Below are 24,889 nucleotides of genomic sequence, written 5' to 3'. Positions count from 1 at the left end.
TACATAGAGCGACAGGCGCAGCATTGCGCGCATCATTGGAGAAATGCATAATTGATCCCGATTCAGAAGTTGAGAAAGCCGGGCTGCCACCCGGTTTTTTTATGCCCGCGATTTGGGTACTGGATGAATTAGCAGGTGTTTTGGCCATCTACTCGCACAAGGCTGGCTAGATCAGAATCTGCACCACTTGGCGTCAGACCTCCGGCTGAAACAGGGAAAACATCATCCAGGGCGCAAGTCGCTCCAAGTTGATTTAGGGCCGAGACGATCCGTCTTGCCTCTTCCAGCCCTGGGGCCCTCCGCCCCGCCTCATAATTTGCGAGCCGTGATTGGTTCCAATCGAGCTTTCGCCGGAGACTGGCCTGACTGATACCCGCCCCCTTTCGGATCTGTCGAACGTGGTTCATAGGGGTTCCTCTTGACTGGGCCTCAGGATAAACACGTAACGTGTTATTTTCAATCACGAAGAGTGAAAGCGAGCTATTTCGTAACGTGATTACAATCACGGCTATGAAAGAGACCCTCGGACAACGCATCAAACGCCACCGCAAGGCTGCCGGGCTCTCCCAGGCCGCGCTGGCGACTGCCTGCGGCTGGAAATCCCAATCACGGGTGGGCAACTACGAAACTGATACGCGGGAGCCATCTCTCGCGGATCTGCGCCTAATCGCAAATGCGATTGGTGTGGATGAATCGGAAATCATCTTGGATTACAAACCGAGCGCCCCGGAAGCGGGCGCTGAGGCTGTCGAATCAAACGCGACGATGATTGGCCCATTTGATGTGTGGGATGACGAAACGCCATTGGATGGAGATGAGGTATACGTGCCCTACCTGAAAGAGGTCGAGCTTTCAGCAGGCCGAGGCCGCACGGTTGTTGAGCAATCACATACGCGCAAATTGCGGTTCGGCAAAATCACCCTTCGCCGACAGAACGTGCAACCCAGCGAAGCAGTTTGTGTGACCGTTGGCGGCAATAGCATGGAGCCCGTGCTACCCGATGGAAGTACAGTAGGCGTTGATCAGGGCGCCACTACCGTAATCGATGGCAAGATGTACGCAATCAACCATGGCGGCCAGCTGCGGGTGAAAACCCTATACCGCTTGCCTGGTGGTGGGATCAGGATGCGCAGCTTCAACCGTGATGAGCATCCTGACGAGGAATACAGCGCAGAAGAGATGGTCGCTAAAGAGATCGTCATTCTAGGGAAAGTCTTCTGGTCGTCGGTCCTCTGGTAACACTCCTTTCGCCAACCAAGCCCGGCTGAATGCCGGGCTTTTTGTTGCTCACCTGAAAAATAATCACGTTTCGTGTTGACATCAATTAACACAATACGTGATATTTGCCTTCGCCGGATCGACACCGGCCAGCAACGAAGGCAGCGATGAACAGGCCTCAACTGTTCAGAGGGGTGGCAACTGCCCTGGGCGTGCAGCGTAAAGCGCCAAATCAGTTTTCCAGCGGGCAAGCGCCGCGGCTGGAGACATCAACAGATTTCACTGACTGGCCTTCGACGTTGAGGGCCAAATAGGAAATCATCTTATGAGAGGCCCTATGAGCACCGACGACGTATTGATGAGAGATCTGCGCACTAGCTGCGCAGAAGAACAGAAAGCCGTTCAGCTAGTAGAGGATCTGGAAAATCGCCTCAAAACTGCGAGGGCGTGGCTGACGGCCAAAAGAGCTGAAGTCCACTTCGGGCTCGAAGCGTTGCGAGAGGCGGCAATGGGCGGGGCAAAGAATGAATAATCGAAAATCGTTAAGCAGGTCTTCTCTTCCTGCTCCCCTGACTATTGCAAAGCCCGTCACCTGGCATTGGTGAACAGCCGGGGCTGACCGGCTCCCTTCCCTTGACTGCCAGGAACAGACTGGCCCGATCACCTGGTCTTCCCCAGCACCAGGCTGCATCGGAGAGCCCTTCCCGACCCTACATCAACATGTTCAGGGAGACAGGCGGGATTGGCTCTCCAATGCAGCCCACCAAGGACCACTCATGGAAACGATCACCTGCGGTACATGGACAGGCCACCTTGGTAAGGGGCTGGCTCCACGCGAGCTAGAGGCCCTGCTCGGCGTCGCCCAGGGCATGACCGCCAAACAAATTGCCCAACAGATGCAGATCACTCCGGGCACAGTCGCCAACCGTATTGAAAACGCGATGTTCAAACTCGGCGTAGCGCGTCGAGCCGCCGCCGTGGCCGAAGCCATGCGACGGCAGATCATCAGCCCGTTGTGCATCGCTCTCGCCGGGCTGATCGCTATGCATGCGGTCATCGATAACAGCGATCCACTGCGCCGCGACCGGAGAGCGCCCGAGCGGCGCACTGCTCAGATTCGAATCGTTCGCAAGGCCGAGGCCTTCGAGCACTACGCCTGAATCCCCAGAGGATCATCTCATGCACCACTCCATGCAACAGCGCGTGGACGGCCTGGCCGCCCTGCGTGCACGCTCTCTCATGGCTACTGCCGAGTTCTACGAGCTGATTGGCCGCCCTGCCCCGACGCCCGAACCTCTATTCCAGGCAGTCGCCAAGGGCAAGGCTTGGCACATCATCGAGATTGCCACCGGCAAGACCAAAGGCTTCCGCTTCAGCCATCGGGCAGCCCTAAGCCACCTTGACGTCATGGAAGCAGTTGCAACGAGGTAGTGTCTGTCGACTACAGCTTCTCGAAAATTTGCACTACCAAGCCGTAGCTTGAATCTGCTTCATTTTATCAATCTCTTCCAAAGTAGGTTTTCTCTCTGCACTGGTCACATAACCAAATATATGCCTGAAATAATCCGTGATATTTATCAACTGGTCCTTTCCGTTGTCGTTACCCATCTTTCTAGACCTGACCAATATTTGCACTTCAGCTCCGGTCTTTTCATCACTAAACAAGAAATTCTTTTTTTGAGGAACAGGACTCTCTAAAACAAGAAACATCTCATCTTTTGATCTCTCAGCATAATCAAGCAACAAAAGCGCATTAGTAGTACGCCCCATCCAGCCTATATCCGCCGCCTCATACTTAAGCTGCCGACGAGTTGCAACATCATTATAAATGCACAGTATATCCGTAACAAATGACATCTCTTGCTTATCGGACGTCTGCACTATCACATAATTAACAAAGTAGTCATCCCCATGCATGCCATAATCGACAGACCAATCAAGATTCCCTTCAGCACTTTCAAGACGACTTTGATCTACATTTGAAAATTGCGCCACCGACTCAAGCAATGTATGCATGCCAGAATCGAAATCCGTTCGAAAGTCAGCGTACATCTTATCTCGCAAAAACATTGGTATCTTACAGTCTTCCAGCAAGACAGGAATTGTCACGACTCGCCGCTCTTCAAGTTCTCTCAGCAGGCCCGCAGTCAACTCTTTTTTACACCATTCCGACTCAACAGAAGCCTTAGATAGCATTATTAACAGCGCACTCGATCCTTCGACAGCTTCTTGAACTCTATTAATTATAGAATCACCCGCCCTTAGTTCCCACCTATCAATCCAAACGCTGGCCCGCTTTCTAAGCAAGTGCCCCGCTATCAGATCAATTTTATCTTTATCTGCATGAGAATAACTTACAAAAATTGGCATCACGACTCCTTTCTAGAATAGATCTGGTAGATCCGCTGCATTTATAGATAGCTGATCCATACACAAATTGCCACCATGCCGCCACCAACGCACCGGGTGGAGCATGCCCAGGAGATACGCCATGCAACTCGACATCAACATCGAAGGAATCGTAGCCGACTCGGTAGCCGCCGCACTGAGCCCGGAAAAGCTACAGCCCATCATCGACAAGAACGTTGAAAGCGCGGTCACGAGCGCGATCAAGGAGCAGTTCAGCTACAACTCGCCATTCAAGAAGCTGCTGGAAGAGAGCTTGGCGGGCGCCATGCCTACCAAGATTGCGGGCCTGGGCCGCTACGGGGATCTGGTGCTCAAGACAGTCTCCGCGATGGTCAATGACTACCAGGAACAGGCGCTACGCCAGACCATCACGGAAAAGCTCGCCAAGGTGCTTGAGCCACTGCCAGCGCGAATCAAGCTCTCGGAGCTGATCGACCAGCTGACCAGGGCCTTCGAAGACAGCCACCTCCGTGACAAGCACGGCAGCGAGGCCCCGACTTTCATTATCGAGAAAGGCACGGCCTACTCGTCCACCTCCGAATACTGGCATCTCTATGCTGATGCTAACGAGGGGGTGGACAAGTATTCCTGTCAGGTGCAGATGGCGTTCACCGGTGAGGGTGAATGCTACTCCCTACGAGTAGGTGAAACTGACATGAAGAAGTCGCTGATTCTGAGTAGCGCCTACGGCACTGAAGCGTTGGTATTGAACCTGTACGCTGGCGGCATCAAGGTCGAATACGAGCAGGTGTATGTAGGCGACATCCGCTACTGCCAATGAGACGATCCTGACCCGCCAGCGGCCTCCCCCCTCGGCTGGTGCCCTACCCTGTCGCTCGAAACTTTGCTCCAAGTATACTTCTTGAAATTAAATTCATTTCTTGCCAATTATAACAGGAAGATATTTTAATATCTCAGCAGAGCTTTTGTGCTCAAGCTTATGTTTTTCGAGCTCAATCGTAGTCTGCCCTTTATTCAGCACGTGATTCCTTTCCACAGCCAAAAGAGCTTTGCTAGCATCGCTGATCGACTCCCCTTCGCCTGAAATCACAGCAGATATCACACCAAGATATTTAGCTTCTAAATTGGTAAGCTCATTCTGAAAATATTTGATCTCTGACAACCCTGAACGATACAGGCGCAAGAAGAACAGAGAGAACACCTGGATAAAAATAGCGAGTGAAAGCTTCGGCACCAAAATCAATGCAAGCGCAAGCCCTTTTATTGAACCATCGGCAGAGACAAGCTTGTAGCTATTAAGATTTACGCTATCTAATGCCAGCGTCAGCAATATCCCCAGAGCCGCTAGGGTAGTGAGAACTCCAAAAATCAGATTGATAGTCCCCCGACGCCCAAGAGCCTCAACCTCATTCAAAAGCCTTTCTCGAGAGTTCTCATAAGCACTATTAATAGGGGAAATCGCCCTATCTCTTGAAGAAACCTCAGAAGATATCTCCTTTAGTTCTTGCCAGATTTTATCGTGGGCCTTTTGCTTAATCGCATTAGCAACTTCATCCACCACCGCCTCATTTACGGGCTTTAAGGTCTCAAGCTTGTCATCAAGGGCTAATAGGCTCTCTTCTACGCTGCCTAACCTAGCGGCTACAGCAGCCAAATCAGCATCCAGAGCATCATTTGGCTGCCGTATCTTATAACTCTCGATAAAGGGTTCGCCCTGGACGTAGAAATAGATCAATAATCCTACAACCACGAGCGCGAAAGATGCCGCTGCCAAATAGGAAAATACATCCGGAAAAAGAATTATTCCCAGGAAGCGATTAACCCCTAACTCAGCAGAAGCAAAAAACAGTCCAAATCCTAAGAGAGACAGAAAGAGCATCGCTTGGCGAGTCCGCGTGCGCTTGGCTTCTTCTCGCGATTCGCGAGACAGCTCCCCAACCACATTTTTTGAAGCGTCCGCCAGCAAATCAAAAAACCTCATGCCGCCCACTCCAGAATAGCTAATAAACGCAAAATAATGGCAAACCGCCCTAGATCTCTCACAACTAAAATTACGCACTATCCGACCAAAACAAGCCTCGCCCAAATCAAAAATTATAATTTGAGCTAACCCCGCGCAGGGTAGGCGCGTACATTTTTAGCCCAAGGCGGGCATAGCAACGGGATGTCTTTGTACAATTCAATCCTCCAAAATTTCCTCCTCCATCTTTGGTACAACATCGAATGTGCTACAGAACTCTCGACGATCTTCAGTGGATAGATAGTTCCACAGAGGCTCATCGTCGCCATCTTCGAAAACCCAGTCGTGAGGGACCCGATCATAGAACCCGCGCCAGTCTTTGATCAACATCCAATCTCTAACCAGGCCGTAAATTGTCGGTTCTTTGGACACATAAACATGATAGTCATCCGGCACGATAGCCATGAGCTGCTTCAGTGTGCGAACACCAAATAAATCCAACTCCTCAATAAGATCCTCATAACCAGCTTTTACATGCCCCAGGATAAGATCATGCGTGTCCGCCCAATCCTCTACGAAACGTACTAGACTTACCGAGTCGATTTCGACATCAAGTACCCCGGAGCTAATGTCCTTCTGCACCTTCTCGATATGAGCGTCCATCTCTCTCGAAAGCTCATCCAGTCCTTTGTCCGCAAGTTCCAGCATGCCCGCATAGAGATAAAGTTTCCTCTCGGCATCAGCAGGCAACTTTCCAGAGAATTTGTAGTTTCTATCATGCGCAAGCTCAGCCCAAGCATGCTGCAAAACCGTCCTAATTTGAAGCTCAAACCTTAAGCCAGCCAAGCTCTTATATTCGGGCAGAGAGTTTCTATCGACCCCCATATCACAAACATAATGCAAGGACCTATAGCCAGTCTGATTAACCGACATCTGCTTCATTTTATCGCTTGAGTTTTCACCATCAATCTCAAACGAGCGCTCTACAATTTCAGCGACACGGTGCAAATCGGACTCGAAAAACACTATTACCCGGATGCCGCCAAGATCAGTAATCTCAACTGCAGGGTTTTTGTATTTTTTTCGCTTAATTTTCTCAAGCACACTTGCCTCAGATTTTACTCTTGAGGTAATAGCGAGATAATCAATTTCATTCTCCCTTAGTAAATTACCAAGGATCGACTCAACCATAATGGTTAACGATTTATACTTAGGAAGTACCAAGCCCAGCCACTCTTCGGTTGTATGATGGTCCATTCATCACCCCAAAAAAATTTACACGTGAAGCCCGACAATGGCTCTGCGATCCTTTAATGCCGAACGCCCTGTTTCTTACAGACGATGATCTCTCAAGCGTAGCTATCGCGCTATCCCTTTGTGAAGTCAATCCTATTTCGAATTTTCGATATGACGCCCCTACCGAAGCTTGAGACCCGCCTGCGGGCGCATATGCGGCCAGGTCAATGATCGAACTGTCATCTATGCCGAAGTGAATGTGGTTCAGTACAACGGACCATCAGTGGCCCCTGGGCACCACTACCCGCGTGTACCGATGGGCAAGTTTCTTGAGTGGGTCGGCCATGACGTGACCGACGAGCTGCCGCCAGGGGAATACGTTCCTGGCCACCCGGCAAGCGCACCACACATGGAGAGCCGCCCAGCCAGGTTCACGTCGGTCTTGGACCCAAGACGACTGACTGAGCGACCAAACAAATCATGACGAACGCGCTGGGCGGGGTCTGTAGGAAAAGGCTGATCCCCACTAAGCCCGCTGGCGACTCGACCTATAGCCCGCACCGAGCAACAACAAGCCAGGCACCAGGAGCCCAACTGCGGTGTAGCCGAAGGCTTCCTGCCCCGACGCGCCTACAGCGGCAAAGGCGGCACCAATCGCAACGAGCGGTGCGCCCGCGAAGTAGAACAGTTTATTGGCTGTCTTGCCCATATCGATCCTCCTGATTGAGGCCCCATTTAATCACACCTGCCGCCACCAGCGGCGTGGAGACCATCCCATGCAAACCGAGATCCTTTCGGACGAAGAGCTGGCCGATCTAACCGGCTACAAAGCCAGGGGCTGGCAGCGCCGCTGGCTCAATGATCGCTCCTGGCATTTCGTCGAGAGCCGTGGCGGCCGCCCATTGGTGGGACGCCAGTACGCCCGGATGAAGTTGGGCGTAACCCTTGAAGTGGCGGCCCTCACTCCACCACCCCGACCACCGGCCGCCGCGTGGTCACCAGATTTTTCGAAAGTGAGATGACATGCGCCCGCGCAAGACTGAAAACCGCCACCTCCCGCCACGACTGTACGAACGAAAGCGCAAGCGCAAAAGTGGGAAGGTCTGGGTCAGCTACTACTACCTAGACAGATCGGGAAAAGAGATCACCCTAGGCGCCGACCTGAACATCGCCCGAATAAAATGGGCTGAGCTGGAAGCGAAAGACAAGCCTCTTGATCTGTTGCTGATGAAAGCGATCTTCGATAGGTACCAACGCGACGTAATCCCCAAGAAGGCAGAGCGAACACAAAAGGACAATCTGGCGGAGCTCCGCCAGCTTCGCCCCTTCTTCGACGAGGCGCCGATTGACGCAATAACGCCGGCTCTAGTCGCACAGTACCGGGATGCCAGATCAGCGCCCGTGAGGGCAAACCGGGAGATCGCGCTTCTGTCCCACGTATACAACCTGGCCCGAGAGTGGGGCTTCACCACGAAGGAGAACCCTTGCCAAGGTGTGCGTAAAAACAAGGAGACGCCGCGAGATTTCTACGCCAATGACGCGGTCTGGAGTGCGGTCTATGCGAAAGCGGTTGATGATTTGAGAGTCGCCATGGACTTGGCGTATTTGACAGGCCAGCGTCCTGCGGATGTGCTGGTGATGAGGAAAGATGACATCGAGGACAAAGCCCTCGGCGTCAAACAGAAGAAGACCCACAAGAAGCTGCGGATCATGCTGGAGGTGGACGGATTGGCCAGCGGTCTGGGCGTCTTGATCGAAAAGATCTTGAAACGCAATGAGGCTCACGGCTCGCCCTACTTGATACTCACCGAGGCGGGCAAACGGGTCACAGCCGCGATGCTACGACACCGCTGGGACGATGCACGAGAGCAAGCGGTGAAGGAAGCTGTAGCAGCCGGGGACCAGGTCCTAGCGGGCCGGATCAGCCAATTCCAGTTCCGCGACATTCGCCCGAAGGCAGCTTCGGAAATCACCGATGTCGACCATGCCAGCCTACTGCTTGGCCATACGAAAGGAGACATAACCGAGAGGGTTTATCGACGCGTCGGGGCACTCGCCAAGCCGACCAAATGAGCAAAGTATTAGGACGCGTCCTAATTCAAAGTACCTGGAGCCATTCCCAAGGGTGTTCCCATGGGCGGTTTTACTATGCCCCAAAAACGCAAAAAGCCCTGAAAAATCAGGGCTTTGAATGTGGCGGAAGCGTAGAGATTCGAACTCTAGGATAGTTGCCCATCGACGGTTTTCAAGACCGTTGCCTTAAACCACTCGGCCACGCTTCCAGCTGTTTTGCGGCGGCAATAATACCTTAATGTAACAAGCTGTCAAACTCTCTGTGTCGCGGCTTGCGACAGCTCTGATATGCTCTGCACCATACGTTCCATTACCGCAGGTCCCGGACCGCGGTCTCACCCCAAAGGAGTGCGCCATGCGCGAACAGGATTACGCCGTCCAACACGGCCAGCAGGTCGAGCAGCAGGAGGTCAGCAAGGTCCTGCGCAACACGTACAGCCTGCTGGCCCTCACCCTCGCCTTCAGCGGCATCATGGCCTTCGTCGCCCAGCAGATGCGTGTCGGCTACCCGAACATCTTCGTGGTGCTGATCGGCTTCTACGGCCTGTTCTTCCTCACCAACAAGCTGCGTGACTCGGCCTGGGGCCTGGTATCCACCTTCGCCCTCACCGGCTTCATGGGCTTCATCCTCGGCCCGATCCTCAACCGCTACCTGGGCATGGCCGGTGGCGCCGAGGTGGTCAGTTCGGCCTTCGCCATGACCGCCCTGGTGTTCGGCGGCCTGTCGGCCTACGTGCTGATCACCCGCAAGGACATGAGCTTCCTCAGCGGCTTCATCACCGCCGGCTTCTTCGTCCTGCTGGGTGCCGTGGTGGCTAGCTTCTTCTTCCAGATCAGCGGCCTGCAACTGGCGATCAGCGCTGGCTTCGTGCTGTTCTCGTCGGTCTGCATCCTGTTCCAGACCAGCGCCATCATCCATGGCGGCGAGCGCAACTACATCATGGCTACCATCAGCCTGTACGTGTCGATCTACAACCTGTTCGTCAGCCTGCTGCAGCTGTTCGGCATCATGGGCCGCGACGACTGATCGAATCGGTTGCCAGCGCTTAAGGAAAAGCCCGCTTCGGCGGGCTTTTTCATGCCCGTTGAACAGCGCCGGGAACCTCACAAACATTGACTTAAAAGTCAGCTTATTAGCACCTTCCTCCGCGATTGTGCACCCATCGTGCTTGCCTCTACCGCAATGGCCGTTCTGCCCGTAGAATGCGCTCCTTTTTTCTTCCGGGGCGGCATTTTCCCATGAGTTCACACGAACACGGCCCAGGCGCGGCGGCGCCTGCCAATGAACTGGTCCTTGGCCTCGAGGACAAGCCTCGCCTGCTGATCGGCCTGCTGGCGGCACTGCAGCACTTGCTGGCGATCATCGTGCCGATCGTCACGCCGGGTTTGCTGATCTGCCAGGCGCTGGGCGTGTCGGCGCGTGATACCAACCTGATCGTGTCGATGTCGCTGGTGATCTCGGGCATCGCCACCTTTGTCCAGTGCAAGCGCTTTGGGCCGTTCGGCGCCGGGCTGCTGATCGTGCAGGGCACCAGCTTCAACTTCGTTGGCCCGCTCATCGCCGGCGGCGCGCTGATGGTCAAGCAGGGCACGCCAGTTGAAGGCGTGATGGCGGCGATCTTCGGCGTGGTCATCGCCGGTTCGTTCGTGGAAATGGGCGTGTCGCGCATCCTGCCCTTCGTCAAGCGCCTGATCACCCCGCTGGTGACCGGCATCGTCGTGCTGATGATCGGCCTGACCTTGATCAAGGTCGGCCTGATCAGCATGGGCGGCGGCTTCGGCGCCATGGCCAACGGCACCTTCGCCGATGGCGAGAACCTGCTGCTGTCGGGCGTGGTGCTGGCGATCATCGTCATCCTCAACCGTGTCCCGGTGGTATGGATGCGCAGCTGCGCCATCGTCATCGCCCTGGCTGTGGGCTACGCCCTGGCCGGCTACCTGGGCCGCCTGGACTTCACTGGCATGCACCAGGCCGCACTGTTCCAGGTGCCGACGCCGTTGCACTTCGGCCTGGGCTTCTCCTGGTCGCTGTTCATCCCGATGCTGGTGATCTACCTGGTCACCTCGCTGGAGGCCATCGGTGACGTGACTGCGACCAGCAAGGTTTCACGCCAGCCGGTCGAAGGCCCGGTGTGGATGCAGCGGATCAAGGGTGGGGTGCTGGTCAACGGCGCCAACTCGCTGCTGGCCGGGCTGTTCAACACCTTCCCCAGCTCGATCTTCGCCCAGAACAACGGCGTGATTCAGCTGACCGGCATCGCCAGCCGCCATATCGGTATCTGGATCGCCGCCATGCTGGTCCTGCTGGGCCTGTTCCCGTCGGTTGCCGGGGTGATTCAGGCAGTGCCGGAGCCGGTGCTTGGCGGCGCGGCCATGGTGATGTTCGGCGCCGTCGCGGCCTCGGGTATCAATATCCTCGCCAGCACCCGCCTCGACCGCCGCGCCCTGCTGATCATCGCCGTGTCGCTGTCGCTGGGCCTGGGCGTGGCCCAGGTGCCGGAGTTCCTCGCGCATATGCCGTCGGCGCTGCGCAACGTACTGGAGTCGGGGGTTGCCACCGGCGGCATCTGTGCCCTGGTGCTCAACTGGTTCCTGCCAGAAAGCAAAGACCAGGCCTGAGCCCCGCCAGCCAGAGCAGAAGCCCGTGCCCACCCGCACGGGATTTTTGCTTTATCATGGCCGCATTCATTTGCTCGAGCCTTACATGAAATTCGCCATTGCGGTCTTTTCCCCGGCCCATGCGCCCTCCTCCCGCCGCGCCTTGCGCTTTGCCGAGGCGGTGCTGGCCGGCGGGCATGAAATTGCCCGGCTGTTCTTCTACCAGGACGGGGTACACAGCGCCTCGGCCAATATCGTCACGCCCCAGGATGAGCTGGACGTGGCCGCGCAGTGGCGCGCTTTCGTCAGCGATCACCGGCTCGACGCCGTGGTGTGCATTGCCGCCGCCCTGCGCCGGGGTGTGCTCGACGACACCGAGGCCAATCGCTACCAGCGCCCGGCGGTGAACCTGCCGATGCCGTGGGAGCTGTCCGGCCTGGGCCAGCTGCACGAAGCCGCGCAACTTGCCGACCGCCTGGTCTGCTTCGGGGGTGATTGAAATGGCCAAGTCCTTGCTGATCATCAGCCGCCAGGCGCCATGGAGCGGCCCGTCCGCTCGCGAGGCGCTGGACATCGCCCTGGCCGGTGGCGCCTTCGATTTGCCGATGGGCATGCTGTTCCTCGATGACGGTGTGTTCCAGCTCGCCGCCGCACAGCAGCCAGACGCCGTGCAACAGAAGAACCTGGCCGCCAACCTCCAGGCCCTGCCGATGTTCGGTGTCGAGGAGCTTTTCGCCTGTGGTCACAGCCTCGCCCGCCGAGGGCTGGACAACGACGCCCTGTCACTGCCGGTGGAAGTGCTCGATGACGCCGCGCTGACCGCGCTGATTGCCCGTTTCGACCAGGTAGTGACGCTCTGATGACGACCCTTCATGTAATCGCCCATTCGCCCTTCGGTGACGAGCGCCTGGCCAGTTGCCTGCGCCTGCTGGGCCCACAAGACGCATTGCTGCTGTGCGGTGACGCCACCTACGCGCTCAAGGCCGGCACCGAGCCCTTCGCTGCCCTGCAGGCCGCCAATCTCGGCGAGCGCCTGTTCGCCCTCGCCGAAGACCTGCAGGCCCGCGCCCTCGACAGCCAATTGGCCAAGGCAGTGGACTACCCTGCGTTCGTCGAGCTCACCCTGCACCACGACAAGGTCAACAGCTGGCTATGAGTACCCTGACTGTCGGCGAGCGCAGCATCGCCCTGGACAAGGACGGCTTTCTGGTCGAGCTGCAGGACTGGTCCCGCGAAGTTGCCGAAGCCCTCGCCGCCCGCGAGAGCATCATCCTGAGTGCGGACCACTGGGAAATCCTCGAATTGCTGCGTCAGTTCTACCAGGAGTACCAGCTGTCGCCGGCCACGCGCCCGCTGATCAAGTACACCGCGCTCAAGCTCGGTGCCGAGAAAGGCAACAGCCCGCACCTCAATCGCCTGTTCAACGGCACCCCCGCCAAACTCGCCGCCAAACTGGCGGGCCTGCCCAAGCCGACCAATTGCATATGACCGAGTCCCTGCTGAACGAAGCACGCCCACTAACCCTGCAAACCCCGGCCGAACACCCGTTCGCCGAGTTCGTGCGCATCCTCGGCAAGGGCAAGCGTGGCGCCCGCGGCCTGACCCGCGAGGAAGCCCGCGCCGCGATGACCCTGCTGCTCGAGGGCAAGGTCGAGGACACCCAGCTGGGCGCCTTCCTGATGCTGCTGCGGCACAAGGAAGAAAGCGCCGAGGAGCTGGCCGGCTTCACCGAGGCCCTGCGTACCCACCTGCACGCCCCCCGCATCGCCGTCGACCTCGACTGGCCCAGCTACGCCGGCAAGAAGCGCCACCTGCCGTGGTACCTGCTGGCGGCCACGTGCCTGGCGGGCAACGGCGTGCGTATCTTGATGCACGGCGGCGGTGCCCATACGGCGGGCAGGCTGTACACCGAGCAACTGCTCGACCTGCTGGGCATTCCGCTGTGTCGCAACTGGACGGCCGTGGAGCAAGCCCTGTCCAGCCATCGGCTGGCCTTCTTCCCGCTGCAGGACTGGGCGCCGCAGCTTCAACGCATGATCGACCTGCGCAACACCCTGGGCCTGCGCTCGCCCATCCACTCCCTCGCCCGGGTGCTCAACCCTCTCGGCGCCCGCTGCGGCCTGCAGAGCATCTTCCACCCTGGCTACCAGGCGGTGCACCGCGAGGCCAGCCGCCTGCTCGGCGACCACGCCGTGGTGATCAAGGGCGACGGTGGCGAGATCGAGGTCAACCCGGATGTCATCAGCCACCTGTATGGCACTTCGTCCGGCGAGGCCTGGGACGAGGAGTGGCCGGCCCTCAGCCCTCAGCGCCATGTGAAGCCAGCCAGCCTGCAGCCCGAGCACCTGCTGGCGGTATGGCGTGGCGAGGCACAGGACAGCTATGGCGAGCTGGCCGTGGTCGCCACTATGGCCCTCGCCCTGCGCGGGCTGGGCCAGGGCCGCGAGCAGGCGTTCAGCTGCGCTCGCGACTACTGGGCCAACCGTAGAAGCATCGATTAAGCCGATAGATACGACGCGGTCTTTGCGCTATTTATTCGAACGCTTTTCACTAGACTGAGCTCCAACGACAAACGACTTTGTTCCGAGGAGCTTTGCAATGGGCCTTTTGATCGATGGCCATTGGCATGACCAGTGGTACCAGACCAGCCAGGATGGCGCATTCAAGCGCGAGAACGCCCAGCGCCGCAATCAACTGCCCGCCGCCGAGGCCGACCGCTATCATCTGTATGTGTCGCTGGCCTGCCCCTGGGCGCATCGCACCCTGATCTTCCGCGCCATCAAGGGCCTGGAACCACTGATCGACGTCTCCGTGGTCAGCTGGCTGATGGGCGAGCACGGCTGGACCTTCGACCAGCAGCAGGGTTCGAGCGGCGATCATCTGGACGCATTGCAGTACCTGCACCAACGCTACACCCAGGACGATCCGCACTACACCGGGCGCGTAACCGTGCCGGTGCTGTGGGACAAGCAGGAGAAGCGCATCGTCAACAATGAGTCGGCCGAGATCATCCGCATCTTCAACAGCGCGTTCAACGAACTGACCGACAACACCCTGGACCTGTACCCCGAGCCGCTGCGCGCGACCATCGATGCGCTCAACGAACGTATCTACCCGGCCGTGAACAACGGCGTGTACCGCGCAGGCTTTGCCACCGCGCAAGAGGCTTACGAGGCCGCCTTCGACGATGTCTTCAACGAACTGGACCGCTTAGAGGCGCTACTGGGCCGCCAGCGTTACCTGGCCGGTGAGTACCTGACCGAAGCCGATGTGCGTCTGTTCACCACGCTGGTGCGTTTCGACGCGGTGTACCATGGGCACTTCAAGTGCAACCTGCGCCGCTTGAGCGACTACCCGAACCTGTCCAACTGGCTGCGTGAGCTGTATCAATGGCCGGGCGTGGCGGACACAGTGAACATGGAGCACATCCAGAAGCACTATTACATGAGCCACAAGACCATCAACCCGAACGGGATCGTGCCCAAGGGGCCGCTGCAGGATTTCGGCTTGCCGCATGATCGGGAGCGGTTAATGGGAAAAGGGATCTGGAAGGCTTGATAAAGCTGGGGCTGCTTTGCAGCCCATCGCCGCGGTTCGTCGCCACGGCAAGCCGGCTCCCACAGGGGCTTGTATGATCCTATGCGAGCCGGCTTATCGTGGCGATGGGCCGCAAGGCGGCCCCAGTCATTTCAGACGTCTTGCGAGCCTTCGAACCACGCCAGTTTCTCGCGCAACTGCACCACTTCCCCGACGATCACCAGGGTCGGCGCATGCACTTCGTGGCGTGCCACCAGCGCCGGCAGGTCGGCCAGGGTGCCGGTGAACACCCGCTGGTTGCGAGTGGTCCCCTGCTGCACCAGCGCGGCCGGCGTACTCGCCGCACGGCCATGGCGGATCAACTCGGCGCAGATGGTCGGCAAGCCGACCAGACCCATATAGAACACCAGGGTCTGGGCCGGAGCCACCAGGTCATTCCAGGGCAGGTTGCTGGTGCCATCCTTCAGGTGGCCAGTAACGAAGCGCACCGACTGGGCATAGTCCCGGTGGGTCAGCGGAATCCCGCCATAGGCCGAACAACCACTGGCTGCCGTGATGCCCGGTACCACCTGGAACGGAATACCCTCGTCGGCCAGCTCTTCGATCTCCTCGCCTCCCCGGCCAAAGATGAACGGATCGCCACCTTTGAGCCGTAGCACGCGCTTGCCCTGGCGAGCCAGGTCGACCAGCAGGCGGTTGATCTTATCCTGCGGCACGGCATGATCGGCGCGGCGCTTGCCGACATAGATGCGTTCGGCGTCACGCCGGCACATCTCGATGATGGCCGGGGCCACCAGACGGTCGTAAAGCACCACATCGGCTTGCTGCATCAGGCGCAGGGCGCGGAAGGTCAGCAGGTCCGGATCGCCCGGCCCCGCGCCCACCAGGTACACCTCGCCGCCCTGCTGCACCGGCGCGCCGTCGACCATCGCCTGCAACAGACGCTCGGCCTCGGCGCCCTGCCCGGCCAGCTGACGCTCGGCGATCGGGCCCTGGAACACGGTTTCCCAGAAGCCGCGACGCTGGTTGACGTCCGGATACAAGGCCTTGACCCGCTCACGGAAACGCGCGGCCAGGCCGGCGAGTTCGCCATAGGCGGATGGAATCCAGGCTTCCAGCTTGGCGCGGATCAGCCGCGCCAGCACCGGGGCGTCGCCACCGCTGGAAACCGCCACCACCAGTGGTGAACGGTCGACGATGGCCGGGAAGATCACCGTGCACAGGGCCGGGGCGTCCACCACGTTGACCGGCAGGCTGCGCGCCTGGGCCTCGGTCGAGACCTGGGCATTTAGCGCCGAGTCGTCGGTCGCCGCGATCACCAGCCGGCAGCCGTCCAGGTCCGAGGCCTGGTAGCCACGCACCAGGACCTCGCCCCCGCCCTCACGGGCCAGCGTGGCGAGCTGGCCGTCGACCTCAGGCGCCACCACCCGCAGCGCGGCGCCGGCGTCGGCCAGCAGGCGCGCCTTGCGCAAGGCGATCTCGCCGCCGCCGACGACCAGCACACGGCCACCCTGCAGCTTGTGGAACAGCGGCAGGTAGTCCATTCAGCGAATGACCTCGACGCCACCCATGTACGGCTTGAGCACTTCAGGCACACGGATCGAACCGTCAGCCTGCTGGTAGTTCTCCAGCACGGCGACCAAGGTACGGCCAACGGCCAGGCCCGACCCGTTGAGGGTGTGCACCAGCTCCGGCTTGCCGGTTTCCGGGTTGCGCCAGCGGGCTTGCATGCGACGTGCCTGGAAGTCACCGCAGTTGGAGCAGGAGCTGATTTCGCGGTACTTGTTCTGGCTTGGCACCCAGACTTCCAGGTCGTAGGTCTTCACCGCGCCGAAGCCCATGTCGCCGGTGCACAGCGCCAGTACGCGGTACGGCAGTTCAAGCAACTGGAGCACGCGCTCGGCGTTGGCGGTCAGGCCTTCCAGGGCTTCCATGGATTTCGCGGGTTCGACTACCTGGACCATCTCGACCTTGTCGAACTGGTGCTGGCGGATCATGCCGCGGGTATCACGGCCCGAGGCGCCGGCCTCGCTGCGGAAGCACGGGGTGTGGGCGACCAGCTTCAGCGGCAGCTGCTTGGCGTCGAGGATTTCACCCGCCACCAGGTTGGTCAGCGACACTTCGGCGGTCGGGATCAGGTAGAAATCGGCCTCGCCTTCGCGGGTGATCTTGAACAGGTCTTCCTCGAACTTCGGCAGCTGGCCGGTGCCCTGAAGGGCCGGGGCCTGCACCAGGTACGGGGTGTAGTGCTCCTCGTAGCCGTGCTCGCCGGTGTGCAGGTTGATCATGAACTGCGCCAGGGCGCGGTGCAGGCGGGCCACCGGGCCACGCAGCACGGCAAAGCGGGCGCCGGACAGCTTGGCCGCGGCCTCGAAGTCCAGGCCACCGCTGACCTCGCCCAGGGCGACGTGGTCCTTGATCTCGAAGTCGAAGGCCTTCGGCGTTCCCCAGCGGCGCACTTCGACGTTGTCGTCTTCGCTGGCGCCGACCGGCACGCTGGCGTCGGGCAGGTTGGGGATGGTTAGCAGGATGCCGTCCAGTTCCGCCTGGATGCCGTCCAGCTCGGTCTTGCCGGCGGCCAGCTCGTTGGCCATGCGCTCGACGTCGGCCATCAGCGGGGCGATGTCCTCACCCTTGGCCTTGGCCTGGCCGATGGACTTGGAGCGGGCGTTACGCTCAGCCTGCAGTTGCTCGGTGCGGGTCTGCACCGCCTTGCGGCGCTCTTCCAGCGATTCGATGCGCGCGACATCCAGGCTGAAGCCACGGGAGGCCAGGCGGTCAGCCACTTCCTGAAGTTGGCCGCGTAACAGTTTGGAATCGAGCATATCGTTCTCTCGTTATAAGTAGGTGTTGGTTCAGAATCGGGTCAGGGACAGGCCGGCCCAGGTCGCGAGCAGGCCGCCCACCACGCTGATAATGGTATAGCCCAAGGCCAGCGGGACCTGCCCGCTTTCCATCAGGCGCACGGTATCGAGCGAGAAGGAGGAAAAGGTGGTCAGGCCGCCGAGAAAGCCGACGATCAGCCCGGCGCGCAGCTCGACCGGCACCAGCGGCTTGTGCAGGAACAGCCCGTACAACAGGCCGATCAGCAGGCAGCCGACCAGATTGACCGCCAGCGTACCGGCATAGAAGTGCCGTGGCCAGTGGGCCGCGACCCAGTTGGCGGTGGCGAAGCGCAACAGCGTGCCGGCGATGCCGCCGGCGCTGACTGCGGCAATCAGTGCAATCACGGTTTTCTCCGCTGGCGCGGGCTGGCGCGATCGAGTTCGGCCAGGTGCTTGAGCTTCTCGCCGATCTTCAGTTCCAGGCCCCGGGGCACTGGCTGATAGTACTGGCGCGGTTCGAGCTGCTCGGGGAAATAGTCCTCACCGGCGGCATAGGCGTCCGGCTCGTCGTGGGCATAGCGGTACTCATCGCCATAGCCCAGTTGCTTCATCAGTTTAGTCGGCGCGTTGCGCAGGTGCAGCGGCACTTCCAGCGAGCCGTGCTCGGCCGCCTCGCGCATCGCCGCCTTGAAGCCCATGTACACCGCGTTGCTTTTTGGCGCGCAGGCGATGTAGGTGATGGCCTGGGCCACCGCCAGCTCGCCTTCTGGGCTGCCCAGGCGCTCCTGCACGTCCCAGGCTGCCAGGCACAGGCTCAGGGCGCGGGGGTCGGCGTTGCCGATGTCCTCGCTGGCCATGCGCACCACCCGCCGGGCGATGTACAACGGGTCGCAGCCACCGTCGAGCATACGTGCATACCAGTACAGCGCACCGTCCGGGTTGGAGCCGCGCACCGACTTGTGCAGCGCCGAGATCTGGTCATAGAACGCCTCGCCACCCTTGTCGAAGCGGCGGCGGCTGTCACCGAGCAGGCTCTGCAGCAGCTCGACGCCGATCTCGCCGCCATCTTCAGCCAGGTCCGAGGCGTTCTCGAGGAAGTTGAGCATGCGCCGGCCATCGCCGTCGGCGGCGGCCATGAGCATCTTGAAGGCTTCGTCACCCACCCGCAGGTTGCGCTTGCCCAGGCCGCGTTCCTCGCTCAGGGCGCGATCGACCAGTTTGCGCAGCGCGGCCTCGTCCAGGCTCTTGAGTACATAGACCCGCGCCCGCGACAGCAGCGCGTTGTTCAGTTCGAAGGACGGGTTCTCGGTAGTCGCGCCGATGAAGATCAGCGTGCCGTCTTCCACGTAGGGCAGGAAAGCGTCCTGTTGCGACTTGTTGAAACGATGCACTTCATCAACGAACAGGATGGTGCGCCGACCATACTGGCCGGCCTGCTGCTTGGCCACCTCGACGGCTTGGCGGATCTCCTTGACCCCGGCCAGCACCGCCGAGACCGTTTCGAAGTGGGCGTCGCAAAACTGCGCCAGCAGCCGCGCCAGGGTGGTCTTGCCCACCCCGGGCGGGCCCCCAGAAGATCATCGAGTGCAGCGCACCCTGCTCCAGCGCCTCGCGCAGCGGCTTGCCGCGCGCCAGCAGGTGCTCCTGGCCGACATACTCGTCCAGGTTCGACGGGCGCAGGCGGGCGGCCAGGGGCTGGGCGACGGGTTCGCTTCGAAACAGGTCCATCACAGGCTCCGCTTACTCCTTGATGACGTCCGCGCCTTTGGGGATGTCGAACTTGAACTTGCTGTCCGGCACCGCCTGGTTGGCCTTGACGCCATTGAACAGGATGTTGGTGCGCTGGCCGACGCTGTCGATCAGCTGCATGTCATTGATCAACCCCCGGCGGAACGACACGCGCAGCGAGTCGAACAGGGTGTCCTTGGTCTTGGGTTTCAAGGTGAAGTCCATGACCTCGCCCTGCTCCTTGGAGGTGATGTCGAAGCTCTGGCTGATCTTCGAGACGTCACCGGACAGCAGCAGCGCCGGCGTCTGGTTCAGGCGCACGTCGAGCTTCTTGACGGTGGCCTGCTCCAGGTCCGGGTCCCACAGGGTGACGTTCTTGCCGTCGGACACCACCACTTGCTCCTGGGGCGCGTCGGTATGCCAGTAGAACAGGCCCGGACGCTTGACGGTCATCTTGCCGCTGGTCTCCTGCAGACTGGTGCCACCAGCATCCAGGGTCAACTGGGAGAAATTGGCCTCGATGGTCTGCGACTTCTCCAGCAATTGCGTCAGGCGCTGGACGTCCTGTTCGCCGGCGTGGGCCGACAGGCTGGCCGTGGCCAGGGCAGAAACCAACAGCATGCGAATCGCGCGCATGGAAATCCTCATTGCACAGTGAAGGGGCCGGGCGCCGTCTATGGCGTCCGACAGGTTGTTCATCAATCGCGTGGGCCGCCCGGAGCAATCACTTCCCGCGAGCCGTTGCTGTTCATGGGGGTAACCACACCGGCCATCTCCATCGCCTCGATCATGCGCGCGGCGCGGTTGTAGCCGATCTTGAGCTTGCGCTGCACCGCCGAGATCGATGCCCGGCGGCTTTCCAGCACGAACTGCACCGCTTCGTCGTACAGGGCATCGCTTTCCGAGTCTTCGCCATCGCCGCCACCACCACCGCCGTCGAAGCCGCTGCCGGCCTCTTCGACACCATTGAGGATGTCGTCGTTGTAGTCCGGCGCGCCACGCAGCTTCCACGCTTCGACGGTGCGGTGCACTTCGTCGTCGGAGACGAAGGCGCCATGCACGCGGATCGGCAGGCTGGTGCCCGGCGGCATGTAGAGCATGTCACCGTGGCCCAGCAGCTGTTCGGCGCCGCCCTGATCGATGATGGTCCGCGAGTCGATCTTGCTCGACACCTGGAACGCCATGCGCGTGGGGATGTTGGCCTTGATCAGGCCGGTGATCACGTCCACCGATGGGCGCTGGGTGGCGAGGATCAGATGGATGCCGGCGGCACGGGCTTTTTGGGCGATACGGGCGATCAGCTCTTCGACCTTCTTGCCGACGATCATCATCATGTCGGCGAATTCGTCGACCACCACCACGATGGTCGGCAGGGTCTTCAGCGTCGGCGGCTCGTCGTCCATGCTCTCGCGACGGTACAGCGGGTCGTGGATGACTTCGCCAGCTTCCTGGGCATCCTTGATCTTGCGGTTGAAGCCCGCCAGGTTGCGCACGCCCATGGCCGCCATCAGCTTGTAGCGCCGCTCCATTTCGGCGACGCTCCAGCGCAGGGCGTTGGCGGCATCCTTCATGTCGGTGACCACCGGGCACAGCAGGTGCGGGATGCCTTCGTAGATCGACAGTTCGAGCATCTTCGGGTCGATCATGATCAGCCGCGCGTCTTCCGGGCCGGACTTGAACAGGATCGACAGGATCATCGCGTTCACACCCACCGACTTACCGGAGCCGGTGGTACCGGCCACCAGCAGGTGGGGCATCTTGGCCAGGTCGGTGATCACCGGCTTGCCGCCGATGTCATGGCCCAGGGCCAGGGTGACCGGCGACTTGTTCTCGTCGAACTGCGGCGACGACAACACCTCGGAGAAGCGCACCATCTGGCGGTTCTCGTTGGGGATCTCGATGCCCACGGTGGTCTTGCCGGGTATCACTTCGACCACGCGCACGCTGGTCACCGCCAGCGAACGCGCCAGGTCCTTGGCCAGGTTGGCGATGCGGCTGACCTTCACGCCTGCGGCCGGCTGGATTTCGTAACGGGTGATCACCGGCCCCGGATGGATCGAGTCCACCGCGACTTCCACGCCGAATTCCTTGAGCTTGATCTCCAGCAACTGACCGACACCGGCCAGGGACTCAGGCGAGTACTCGATCTTCTTCTGCTCGGCCGGGTCGAGGATGGAAATGGACGGCAATGTACCTTCCACCGCGCTGTCGATGAACAGCGGCGCCTGTTTTTCCTTCATGACCCGCTTGCTCGGTTCCGGCGCCTTGTCCGCGGTCGGCGGGATGATCACCGGGGCCGCGGGCTGGGTGCGAGCTACCACGGTTTCGCGCGGCACGACCGATTCGCGGGCCACGGCCACTTCGCGCGGCACCACTGGGCGGGCCGGCGGCTCGTCGCGCGTCATCACAGGCTCGGCGCGCTCGCGCAGCTGCGCCTTGGCCGGCTCGCGCCTGTCGCCTTTGCCGCCCAGGTCAAAGACCGGGTCGTCGACTTCACGCAGCTGGGCTTCCAGGCGCTTGCGCTCGTTGCGCGCCTCCCACCAGCGGCTGGCTGCGCCTTGCACCAGTTCGAACAGGTCGAGGGTGATCTTGCCCGTCAGGTCCATCACCTTGAACCAGGACAGGTCGGTGAACACCGTCAGGCCGAACAGGAACAGGGCAATGAACATCAGCGTGCTGCCCTGCACGTTCAGCAGGTTGCGCGCCAGATCGCCCAGGCTTTCGCCCAGTGCGCCGCCGGCGGAGAACGGGATGTTCGCCGAGGGATGGAAGTGGATATGCGCCAGCGCCGCGCCCGACAGCACCAGGAACACCAGGCCGATCAGACGCCAGGAGAACAGCCAGCCGCTCCACTGCCAGGGCTGATGCCGCTCGCGGAAGATCTGCCAGGTCTTGATTGCCAGCAGCAGCGGGAAGATGTAGGCGAAGTAGCCGAGCACCATGAACAGGATGTCGGCGAAATAGGCCCCGGCACGGCCAGCGGCGTTCTGTACCTGCTCGGCGTTGCTGGTGTGGCTGAAGCCCGGGTCAGCGGTGTCGTAGGTGACCAGTGCCATCCACAGGTACAGGCACAGGGCGCCAACGGCAATCAGCGCACCTTCCTTCAGGCGGTAGTGCAGCTGCTGCCGCCATAGGGGCACTGGCAAGGGGGCTGGAGTTGCGGTGGATTTCTTCAAAACGCGTCTATTCCTGCGCGTGCTGCGCGTCCAGTAGTGATTGGCCGGTCACCGGCCAATGAACCACTACTTTTAACATTACTGCCCACCCGCCGCCATGGCGGCACGCTGTATGGCGCGTGAACGGGGCGACTTTCATATGGATGCAATTTGAGCATGCATTTTCTTTTGTGACAAAGGCTTATGCCGTGTTTTTGCACAGGTGTGACAGCAAATGTGCCAGATGGTGCCGATGGCGGTGTGAATGCGTGAACTATCGGCAGTCGATTTTGCCTGGGCAGCCCCGTCGCTGGGCATGCCCCGAGATGACGGTCGTTGACCTCATCCACTAGCCACGCCATGCTGGGAGCTCTCCCCTCCCCCGCCGCCCAAGAACACCATGCTCACCTGGCTGACCCGCGACTCACTGACCTTCCCGCCTCTGGAAAAGGCCCTGCACGACCCCAACGGCCTGCTTGCCGCCGGCGGCGACCTGACCCCGGATCGCCTGGTCGCAGCCTACCGCCACGGCTGCTTCCCCTGGTATCAGGACGGCCAGCCGATCCTCTGGTGGTCGCCCGACCCGCGCACCGTTCTGCTTCCGGACGAACTGCATGTCTCGCGCTCGCTGGCCAAGCTGATCCGCCAAGGCCGCTACCAGGTGAGCTTCGACAGCGACTTCGCGGCGGTGATTGCCGCCTGCGCCGCGCCCCGGGATTACGCCGATGGCACCTGGATCACCGACACCATGCGCGCCGCCTACTGCGAGCTGCATCGGCGCGGCATCGCCCATTCGGTCGAGGTACGCCGGGAGGGTGAACTGGTCGGCGGCCTGTATGGCCTGGCCATGGGCCAGCTGTTCTTTGGCGAATCGATGTTCAGCCGCGCCGACAATGCCTCCAAGGTGGGATTCGTGACACTGGTCGAGCACCTGAAGCAGGCAGGCTTCGTGCTGATCGACTGCCAGATGCCGACCGACCATCTGCACAGCCTGGGTGCCCGCGCCATCAGCCGGGCCAGCTTCGCCGATTACCTGGCGCGCCATCTGGACCAGCCCAGTGCGGCCAGCTGGGTTGCCTAGGCGAGTTCCCGGAGCTGGCTTACACTTAGATACAACGTCTCACCTAAGGGGTTGATCATGACAGAGCTGGCGCGGTTGAAGTTCTATGCCACTCAACCCCACTCCTGCAGCTACCTGCCGGATGAGCAGGCGACCACACTGTTTCTCGACCCCAGCCAGCCGATGGATGTGCACGTCTACGCCGACCTGTCGGAAATGGGCTTTCGTCGCAGCGGTGACCACCTCTATCGCCCGCATTGCCAGCAGTGCAACGCCTGCGTGCCGGCGCGCATCCCCGCCGCGCGGTTCATTCCCAACCGCCAGCAGCGGCGCATCCTCAAGCGCAACGCCGACTTGACCGTCAGCGCCGCCCGCCCGGCGTACAAGGAAGAGTACTTCGACCTGTACCGGCGCTATATCGAACAGCGTCACGCCGACGGCGACATGTACCCGCCAAGCCGCGACCAGTTCTCCACCTTCCTGGTGCGCGACCTGCCGTTCTGCTGGTTCTACGAGTTCCGCCTGGAAGGCCGGCTGCTGGCCGTGGCGGTGTGCGACCTGCTGCCCAACGGCCTGTCGGCCGTCTACACCTTCTACGAGCCCGAGGAAGAGCGCCGCAGCCTTGGCCGCTACGCGATCCTCTGGCAGATCACCGAAGCCTTGCGCCAGAACCTCGAGGCCGTTTACCTCGGCTACTGGATCAAGAACTGCAAGAAGATGAACTACAAGACCCAGTACCGCCCCATCGAATTGCTGATCAACCAGCGCTGGGTCACCCTCAACTGAAAGGCATTGGCTTGAAACACAATTTTCGGGCATAATCCACGCCACTTTTTTGCCCGGTGCAGTTGCGCGTCGGGCCATCACTGGATACCGAGGGCTTTACTGCATGTCGAAAGAAGACAGCTTCGAAATGGAAGGCACTGTCGTCGACACCCTGCCCAACACCATGTTCCGCGTGGAGTTGGAAAACGGGCACGTCGTTACCGCGCACATCTCTGGCAAGATGCGCAAGAACTACATCCGTATTCTCACTGGCGACAAGGTCCGCGTCGAACTGACGCCGTACGACCTGAGCAAGGGCCGCATCACCTACCGTGCGCGCTAAGCTCAAGCCATGAAAAAGCCC

The 24,889-nt window shown here is 60.2% G+C and carries 28 protein-coding genes, 1 tRNA gene and 1 pseudogene; 18 read left to right on the top strand and 12 right to left on the bottom strand.

All coding sequences use genetic code 11. The features are described 5' to 3' along the window. Window positions 1-128: 128 nt before the first annotated feature. Window positions 129-407, bottom strand: a complete 279-nt coding sequence (locus ACZ9C1_RS02750; protein WP_476253524.1) for a helix-turn-helix transcriptional regulator — start codon at window positions 405-407, stop codon at window positions 129-131. 103 nt (window positions 408-510) lie between these two features. Here ACZ9C1_RS02750 and ACZ9C1_RS02745 point away from each other — a divergent pair, with 103 nt between their 5' ends. The 4 genes from ACZ9C1_RS02745 (at window position 511) to ACZ9C1_RS02730 (ending at window position 2,649) form a co-directional block, all read left to right on the top strand. Then, on the top strand, window positions 511-1,239 hold the full coding sequence (locus ACZ9C1_RS02745; protein WP_050706358.1) for an XRE family transcriptional regulator: 729 nt from the start codon (window positions 511-513) through the stop codon (window positions 1,237-1,239). A 316-nt stretch (window positions 1,240-1,555) separates the two neighbouring features. Continuing rightward, entirely contained in the window at window positions 1,556-1,750 is a 195-nt protein-coding gene (locus ACZ9C1_RS02740; protein WP_476253523.1) for a hypothetical protein, read from the top strand. 244 nt (window positions 1,751-1,994) lie between these two features. Further along, complete coding sequence (locus ACZ9C1_RS02735; protein ID WP_476253522.1) at window positions 1,995-2,378, top strand: helix-turn-helix domain-containing protein; 384 nt, start codon at window positions 1,995-1,997, stop codon at window positions 2,376-2,378. Window positions 2,379-2,397: 19 nt separating this feature from the next. Beyond that, on the top strand, window positions 2,398-2,649 hold the full coding sequence (locus ACZ9C1_RS02730) for a hypothetical protein (protein WP_476253521.1): 252 nt from the start codon (window positions 2,398-2,400) through the stop codon (window positions 2,647-2,649). Between the two features lie 33 nt (window positions 2,650-2,682). Here ACZ9C1_RS02730 and ACZ9C1_RS02725 read toward each other — a convergent pair whose 3' ends face one another. After that, the gene (locus ACZ9C1_RS02725; RefSeq protein ID WP_476253520.1) at window positions 2,683-3,588 is read right to left on the bottom strand and encodes a toll/interleukin-1 receptor domain-containing protein; all 906 of its coding nucleotides are present in this window, start codon (window positions 3,586-3,588) and stop codon (window positions 2,683-2,685) included. Window positions 3,589-3,709: 121 nt separating this feature from the next. On the opposite strand from ACZ9C1_RS02725, the gene ACZ9C1_RS02720 reads away from it, so the two are divergent. Beyond that, window positions 3,710-4,408 carry a hypothetical protein gene (locus ACZ9C1_RS02720; protein WP_476253519.1) on the top strand — a complete coding sequence of 233 codons (699 nt, stop codon included), beginning with the start codon at window positions 3,710-3,712 and terminating at the stop codon, window positions 4,406-4,408. A gap of 93 nt (window positions 4,409-4,501) precedes the next feature. On the opposite strand, the gene ACZ9C1_RS02715 is transcribed toward ACZ9C1_RS02720, so the two are convergent. The 3 genes from ACZ9C1_RS02715 to ACZ9C1_RS02705 all read right to left on the bottom strand — a co-directional run bounded on the left by ACZ9C1_RS02715 (window position 4,502) and on the right by ACZ9C1_RS02705 (window position 7,493). Further along, the gene (locus tag ACZ9C1_RS02715) at window positions 4,502-5,569 is read right to left on the bottom strand and encodes a hypothetical protein (protein WP_476253518.1); all 1,068 of its coding nucleotides are present in this window, start codon (window positions 5,567-5,569) and stop codon (window positions 4,502-4,504) included. A gap of 198 nt (window positions 5,570-5,767) precedes the next feature. Then, on the bottom strand, window positions 5,768-6,805 hold the full coding sequence (locus ACZ9C1_RS02710) for a GTP pyrophosphokinase (protein WP_476253517.1): 1,038 nt from the start codon (window positions 6,803-6,805) through the stop codon (window positions 5,768-5,770). A 505-nt stretch (window positions 6,806-7,310) separates the two neighbouring features. Then, entirely contained in the window at window positions 7,311-7,493 is a 183-nt protein-coding gene (locus tag ACZ9C1_RS02705) for a hypothetical protein (RefSeq protein ID WP_476253516.1), read from the bottom strand. A 67-nt stretch (window positions 7,494-7,560) separates the two neighbouring features. Between ACZ9C1_RS02705 and ACZ9C1_RS02700 the strand changes: the two genes are divergently transcribed. Together ACZ9C1_RS02700 and ACZ9C1_RS02695 are read left to right on the top strand one after the other, a co-directional pair. Further along, a complete protein-coding gene (locus ACZ9C1_RS02700; protein WP_476253515.1) occupies window positions 7,561-7,806 on the top strand; it encodes a DUF4224 domain-containing protein in 246 nt (81 codons plus the stop codon). Window position 7,807: 1 nt separating this feature from the next. Then, complete coding sequence (locus ACZ9C1_RS02695; RefSeq protein WP_236180515.1) at window positions 7,808-8,857, top strand: tyrosine-type recombinase/integrase; 1,050 nt, start codon at window positions 7,808-7,810, stop codon at window positions 8,855-8,857. Between the two features lie 121 nt (window positions 8,858-8,978). Here ACZ9C1_RS02695 and ACZ9C1_RS02690 read toward each other — a convergent pair. Next, a tRNA-Ser gene (locus ACZ9C1_RS02690) sits at window positions 8,979-9,066 on the bottom strand. Between the two features lie 146 nt (window positions 9,067-9,212). Between ACZ9C1_RS02690 and ACZ9C1_RS02685 the strand changes: the two genes are divergently transcribed. The 8 genes from ACZ9C1_RS02685 to ACZ9C1_RS02650 all read left to right on the top strand — a co-directional run bounded on the left by ACZ9C1_RS02685 (window position 9,213) and on the right by ACZ9C1_RS02650 (window position 15,013). Continuing rightward, window positions 9,213-9,884, top strand: a complete 672-nt coding sequence (locus tag ACZ9C1_RS02685; protein ID WP_028692373.1) for a Bax inhibitor-1/YccA family protein — start codon at window positions 9,213-9,215, stop codon at window positions 9,882-9,884. 212 nt (window positions 9,885-10,096) lie between these two features. Continuing rightward, window positions 10,097-11,476 carry a nucleobase:cation symporter-2 family protein gene (locus tag ACZ9C1_RS02680; RefSeq protein WP_110698403.1) on the top strand — a complete coding sequence of 460 codons (1,380 nt, stop codon included), beginning with the start codon at window positions 10,097-10,099 and terminating at the stop codon, window positions 11,474-11,476. A gap of 85 nt (window positions 11,477-11,561) precedes the next feature. Continuing rightward, window positions 11,562-11,954: a sulfurtransferase complex subunit TusD gene (gene tusD / locus ACZ9C1_RS02675; RefSeq protein ID WP_028692375.1), complete on the top strand. Its 393-nt coding sequence runs from the start codon at window positions 11,562-11,564 to the stop codon at window positions 11,952-11,954. Window position 11,955: 1 nt separating this feature from the next. Then, window positions 11,956-12,315: a sulfurtransferase complex subunit TusC gene (gene tusC / locus ACZ9C1_RS02670; RefSeq protein ID WP_476253514.1), complete on the top strand. Its 360-nt coding sequence runs from the start codon at window positions 11,956-11,958 to the stop codon at window positions 12,313-12,315. Then, window positions 12,315-12,611, top strand: a complete 297-nt coding sequence (gene tusB, locus ACZ9C1_RS02665; RefSeq protein ID WP_476253513.1) for a sulfurtransferase complex subunit TusB — start codon at window positions 12,315-12,317, stop codon at window positions 12,609-12,611. Before tusC ends, tusB begins: the two co-directional genes overlap by 1 nt. Continuing rightward, window positions 12,608-12,943 (top strand): TusE/DsrC/DsvC family sulfur relay protein, encoded by a 336-nt coding sequence (locus ACZ9C1_RS02660; protein WP_476253512.1) that lies wholly within the window; start codon window positions 12,608-12,610, stop codon window positions 12,941-12,943. The genes tusB and ACZ9C1_RS02660 overlap by 4 nt, the downstream gene beginning before the upstream one ends. Then, window positions 12,940-13,956, top strand: a complete 1,017-nt coding sequence (locus ACZ9C1_RS02655; protein WP_476253511.1) for a glycosyl transferase family protein — start codon at window positions 12,940-12,942, stop codon at window positions 13,954-13,956. Before ACZ9C1_RS02660 ends, ACZ9C1_RS02655 begins: the two co-directional genes overlap by 4 nt. 97 nt (window positions 13,957-14,053) lie before the next feature. Then, a complete protein-coding gene (locus ACZ9C1_RS02650; protein ID WP_277503444.1) occupies window positions 14,054-15,013 on the top strand; it encodes a glutathione S-transferase family protein in 960 nt (319 codons plus the stop codon). A 131-nt stretch (window positions 15,014-15,144) separates the two neighbouring features. Here ACZ9C1_RS02650 and cysG read toward each other — a convergent pair whose 3' ends face one another. From cysG to ACZ9C1_RS02620, 6 genes and pseudogenes are all read right to left on the bottom strand, one after another. Next, window positions 15,145-16,536: a siroheme synthase CysG gene (gene cysG / locus ACZ9C1_RS02645; protein ID WP_102682640.1), complete on the bottom strand. Its 1,392-nt coding sequence runs from the start codon at window positions 16,534-16,536 to the stop codon at window positions 15,145-15,147. Then, complete coding sequence (serS, locus tag ACZ9C1_RS02640) at window positions 16,537-17,817, bottom strand: serine--tRNA ligase (RefSeq protein WP_476253510.1); 1,281 nt, start codon at window positions 17,815-17,817, stop codon at window positions 16,537-16,539. A 30-nt stretch (window positions 17,818-17,847) separates the two neighbouring features. Beyond that, window positions 17,848-18,222 (bottom strand): fluoride efflux transporter CrcB, encoded by a 375-nt coding sequence (crcB, locus tag ACZ9C1_RS02635; protein WP_102682642.1) that lies wholly within the window; start codon window positions 18,220-18,222, stop codon window positions 17,848-17,850. Continuing rightward, window positions 18,219-19,545: pseudogene (locus ACZ9C1_RS02630) on the bottom strand (replication-associated recombination protein A). Before ACZ9C1_RS02630 ends, crcB begins: the two are co-directional and overlap by 4 nt. A 12-nt stretch (window positions 19,546-19,557) precedes the next feature. Then, a complete protein-coding gene (lolA, locus tag ACZ9C1_RS02625) occupies window positions 19,558-20,181 on the bottom strand; it encodes an outer membrane lipoprotein periplasmic chaperone LolA (protein ID WP_102682644.1) in 624 nt (207 codons plus the stop codon). Window positions 20,182-20,243: 62 nt separating this feature from the next. Then, window positions 20,244-22,721 (bottom strand): DNA translocase FtsK, encoded by a 2,478-nt coding sequence (locus tag ACZ9C1_RS02620; protein ID WP_139671871.1) that lies wholly within the window; start codon window positions 22,719-22,721, stop codon window positions 20,244-20,246. 379 nt (window positions 22,722-23,100) lie between these two features. On the opposite strand from ACZ9C1_RS02620, the gene aat reads away from it, so the two are divergent. The 3 genes from aat (at window position 23,101) to infA (ending at window position 24,868) form a co-directional block, all read left to right on the top strand. Next, window positions 23,101-23,781 carry a leucyl/phenylalanyl-tRNA--protein transferase gene (gene aat, locus ACZ9C1_RS02615; RefSeq protein ID WP_102682646.1) on the top strand — a complete coding sequence of 227 codons (681 nt, stop codon included), beginning with the start codon at window positions 23,101-23,103 and terminating at the stop codon, window positions 23,779-23,781. 57 nt (window positions 23,782-23,838) lie between these two features. Next, window positions 23,839-24,546 carry an arginyltransferase gene (locus ACZ9C1_RS02610; protein ID WP_102682647.1) on the top strand — a complete coding sequence of 236 codons (708 nt, stop codon included), beginning with the start codon at window positions 23,839-23,841 and terminating at the stop codon, window positions 24,544-24,546. Window positions 24,547-24,649: 103 nt separating this feature from the next. Further along, complete coding sequence (gene infA, locus ACZ9C1_RS02605; RefSeq protein ID WP_002553999.1) at window positions 24,650-24,868, top strand: translation initiation factor IF-1; 219 nt, start codon at window positions 24,650-24,652, stop codon at window positions 24,866-24,868. Window positions 24,869-24,889: the final 21 nt, after the last annotated feature.

This window comes from Pseudomonas sp. TE21435, from assembly GCF_056279265.1.
Note: the sequence above shows the minus strand (reverse complement) of the source record. Positions and strands in the feature narration are given on the sequence as shown.

Excerpts from the sequence above, each read along its gene's own strand:
- ACZ9C1_RS02750 (WP_476253524.1), bottom strand. The coding sequence starts at position 407 with ATGAACCACGTTCGACAGATCCGAAAGGGGGCGGGTATCAGTCAGGCC.
- ACZ9C1_RS02745 (WP_050706358.1), top strand. The coding sequence starts at position 511 with ATGAAAGAGACCCTCGGACAACGCATCAAACGCCACCGCAAGGCTGCC.
- ACZ9C1_RS02740 (WP_476253523.1), top strand. The coding sequence starts at position 1,556 with ATGAGCACCGACGACGTATTGATGAGAGATCTGCGCACTAGCTGCGCA.
- ACZ9C1_RS02735 (WP_476253522.1), top strand. The coding sequence starts at position 1,995 with ATGGAAACGATCACCTGCGGTACATGGACAGGCCACCTTGGTAAGGGG.
- ACZ9C1_RS02730 (WP_476253521.1), top strand. The coding sequence starts at position 2,398 with ATGCACCACTCCATGCAACAGCGCGTGGACGGCCTGGCCGCCCTGCGT.
- ACZ9C1_RS02725 (WP_476253520.1), bottom strand. The coding sequence starts at position 3,588 with ATGCCAATTTTTGTAAGTTATTCTCATGCAGATAAAGATAAAATTGAT.
- ACZ9C1_RS02720 (WP_476253519.1), top strand. The coding sequence starts at position 3,710 with ATGCAACTCGACATCAACATCGAAGGAATCGTAGCCGACTCGGTAGCC.
- ACZ9C1_RS02715 (WP_476253518.1), bottom strand. The coding sequence starts at position 5,569 with ATGAGGTTTTTTGATTTGCTGGCGGACGCTTCAAAAAATGTGGTTGGG.
- ACZ9C1_RS02710 (WP_476253517.1), bottom strand. The coding sequence starts at position 6,805 with ATGGACCATCATACAACCGAAGAGTGGCTGGGCTTGGTACTTCCTAAG.
- ACZ9C1_RS02705 (WP_476253516.1), bottom strand. The coding sequence starts at position 7,493 with ATGGGCAAGACAGCCAATAAACTGTTCTACTTCGCGGGCGCACCGCTC.
- ACZ9C1_RS02700 (WP_476253515.1), top strand. The coding sequence starts at position 7,561 with ATGCAAACCGAGATCCTTTCGGACGAAGAGCTGGCCGATCTAACCGGC.
- ACZ9C1_RS02695 (WP_236180515.1), top strand. The coding sequence starts at position 7,808 with ATGCGCCCGCGCAAGACTGAAAACCGCCACCTCCCGCCACGACTGTAC.
- ACZ9C1_RS02685 (WP_028692373.1), top strand. The coding sequence starts at position 9,213 with ATGCGCGAACAGGATTACGCCGTCCAACACGGCCAGCAGGTCGAGCAG.
- ACZ9C1_RS02680 (WP_110698403.1), top strand. The coding sequence starts at position 10,097 with ATGAGTTCACACGAACACGGCCCAGGCGCGGCGGCGCCTGCCAATGAA.
- tusD (WP_028692375.1), top strand. The coding sequence starts at position 11,562 with ATGAAATTCGCCATTGCGGTCTTTTCCCCGGCCCATGCGCCCTCCTCC.
- tusC (WP_476253514.1), top strand. The coding sequence starts at position 11,956 with ATGGCCAAGTCCTTGCTGATCATCAGCCGCCAGGCGCCATGGAGCGGC.
- tusB (WP_476253513.1), top strand. The coding sequence starts at position 12,315 with ATGACGACCCTTCATGTAATCGCCCATTCGCCCTTCGGTGACGAGCGC.
- ACZ9C1_RS02660 (WP_476253512.1), top strand. The coding sequence starts at position 12,608 with ATGAGTACCCTGACTGTCGGCGAGCGCAGCATCGCCCTGGACAAGGAC.
- ACZ9C1_RS02655 (WP_476253511.1), top strand. The coding sequence starts at position 12,940 with ATGACCGAGTCCCTGCTGAACGAAGCACGCCCACTAACCCTGCAAACC.
- ACZ9C1_RS02650 (WP_277503444.1), top strand. The coding sequence starts at position 14,054 with ATGGGCCTTTTGATCGATGGCCATTGGCATGACCAGTGGTACCAGACC.
- cysG (WP_102682640.1), bottom strand. The coding sequence starts at position 16,536 with ATGGACTACCTGCCGCTGTTCCACAAGCTGCAGGGTGGCCGTGTGCTG.
- serS (WP_476253510.1), bottom strand. The coding sequence starts at position 17,817 with ATGCTCGATTCCAAACTGTTACGCGGCCAACTTCAGGAAGTGGCTGAC.
- lolA (WP_102682644.1), bottom strand. The coding sequence starts at position 20,181 with ATGCGCGCGATTCGCATGCTGTTGGTTTCTGCCCTGGCCACGGCCAGC.
- aat (WP_102682646.1), top strand. The coding sequence starts at position 23,101 with ATGCTCACCTGGCTGACCCGCGACTCACTGACCTTCCCGCCTCTGGAA.
- ACZ9C1_RS02610 (WP_102682647.1), top strand. The coding sequence starts at position 23,839 with ATGACAGAGCTGGCGCGGTTGAAGTTCTATGCCACTCAACCCCACTCC.
- infA (WP_002553999.1), top strand. The coding sequence starts at position 24,650 with ATGTCGAAAGAAGACAGCTTCGAAATGGAAGGCACTGTCGTCGACACC.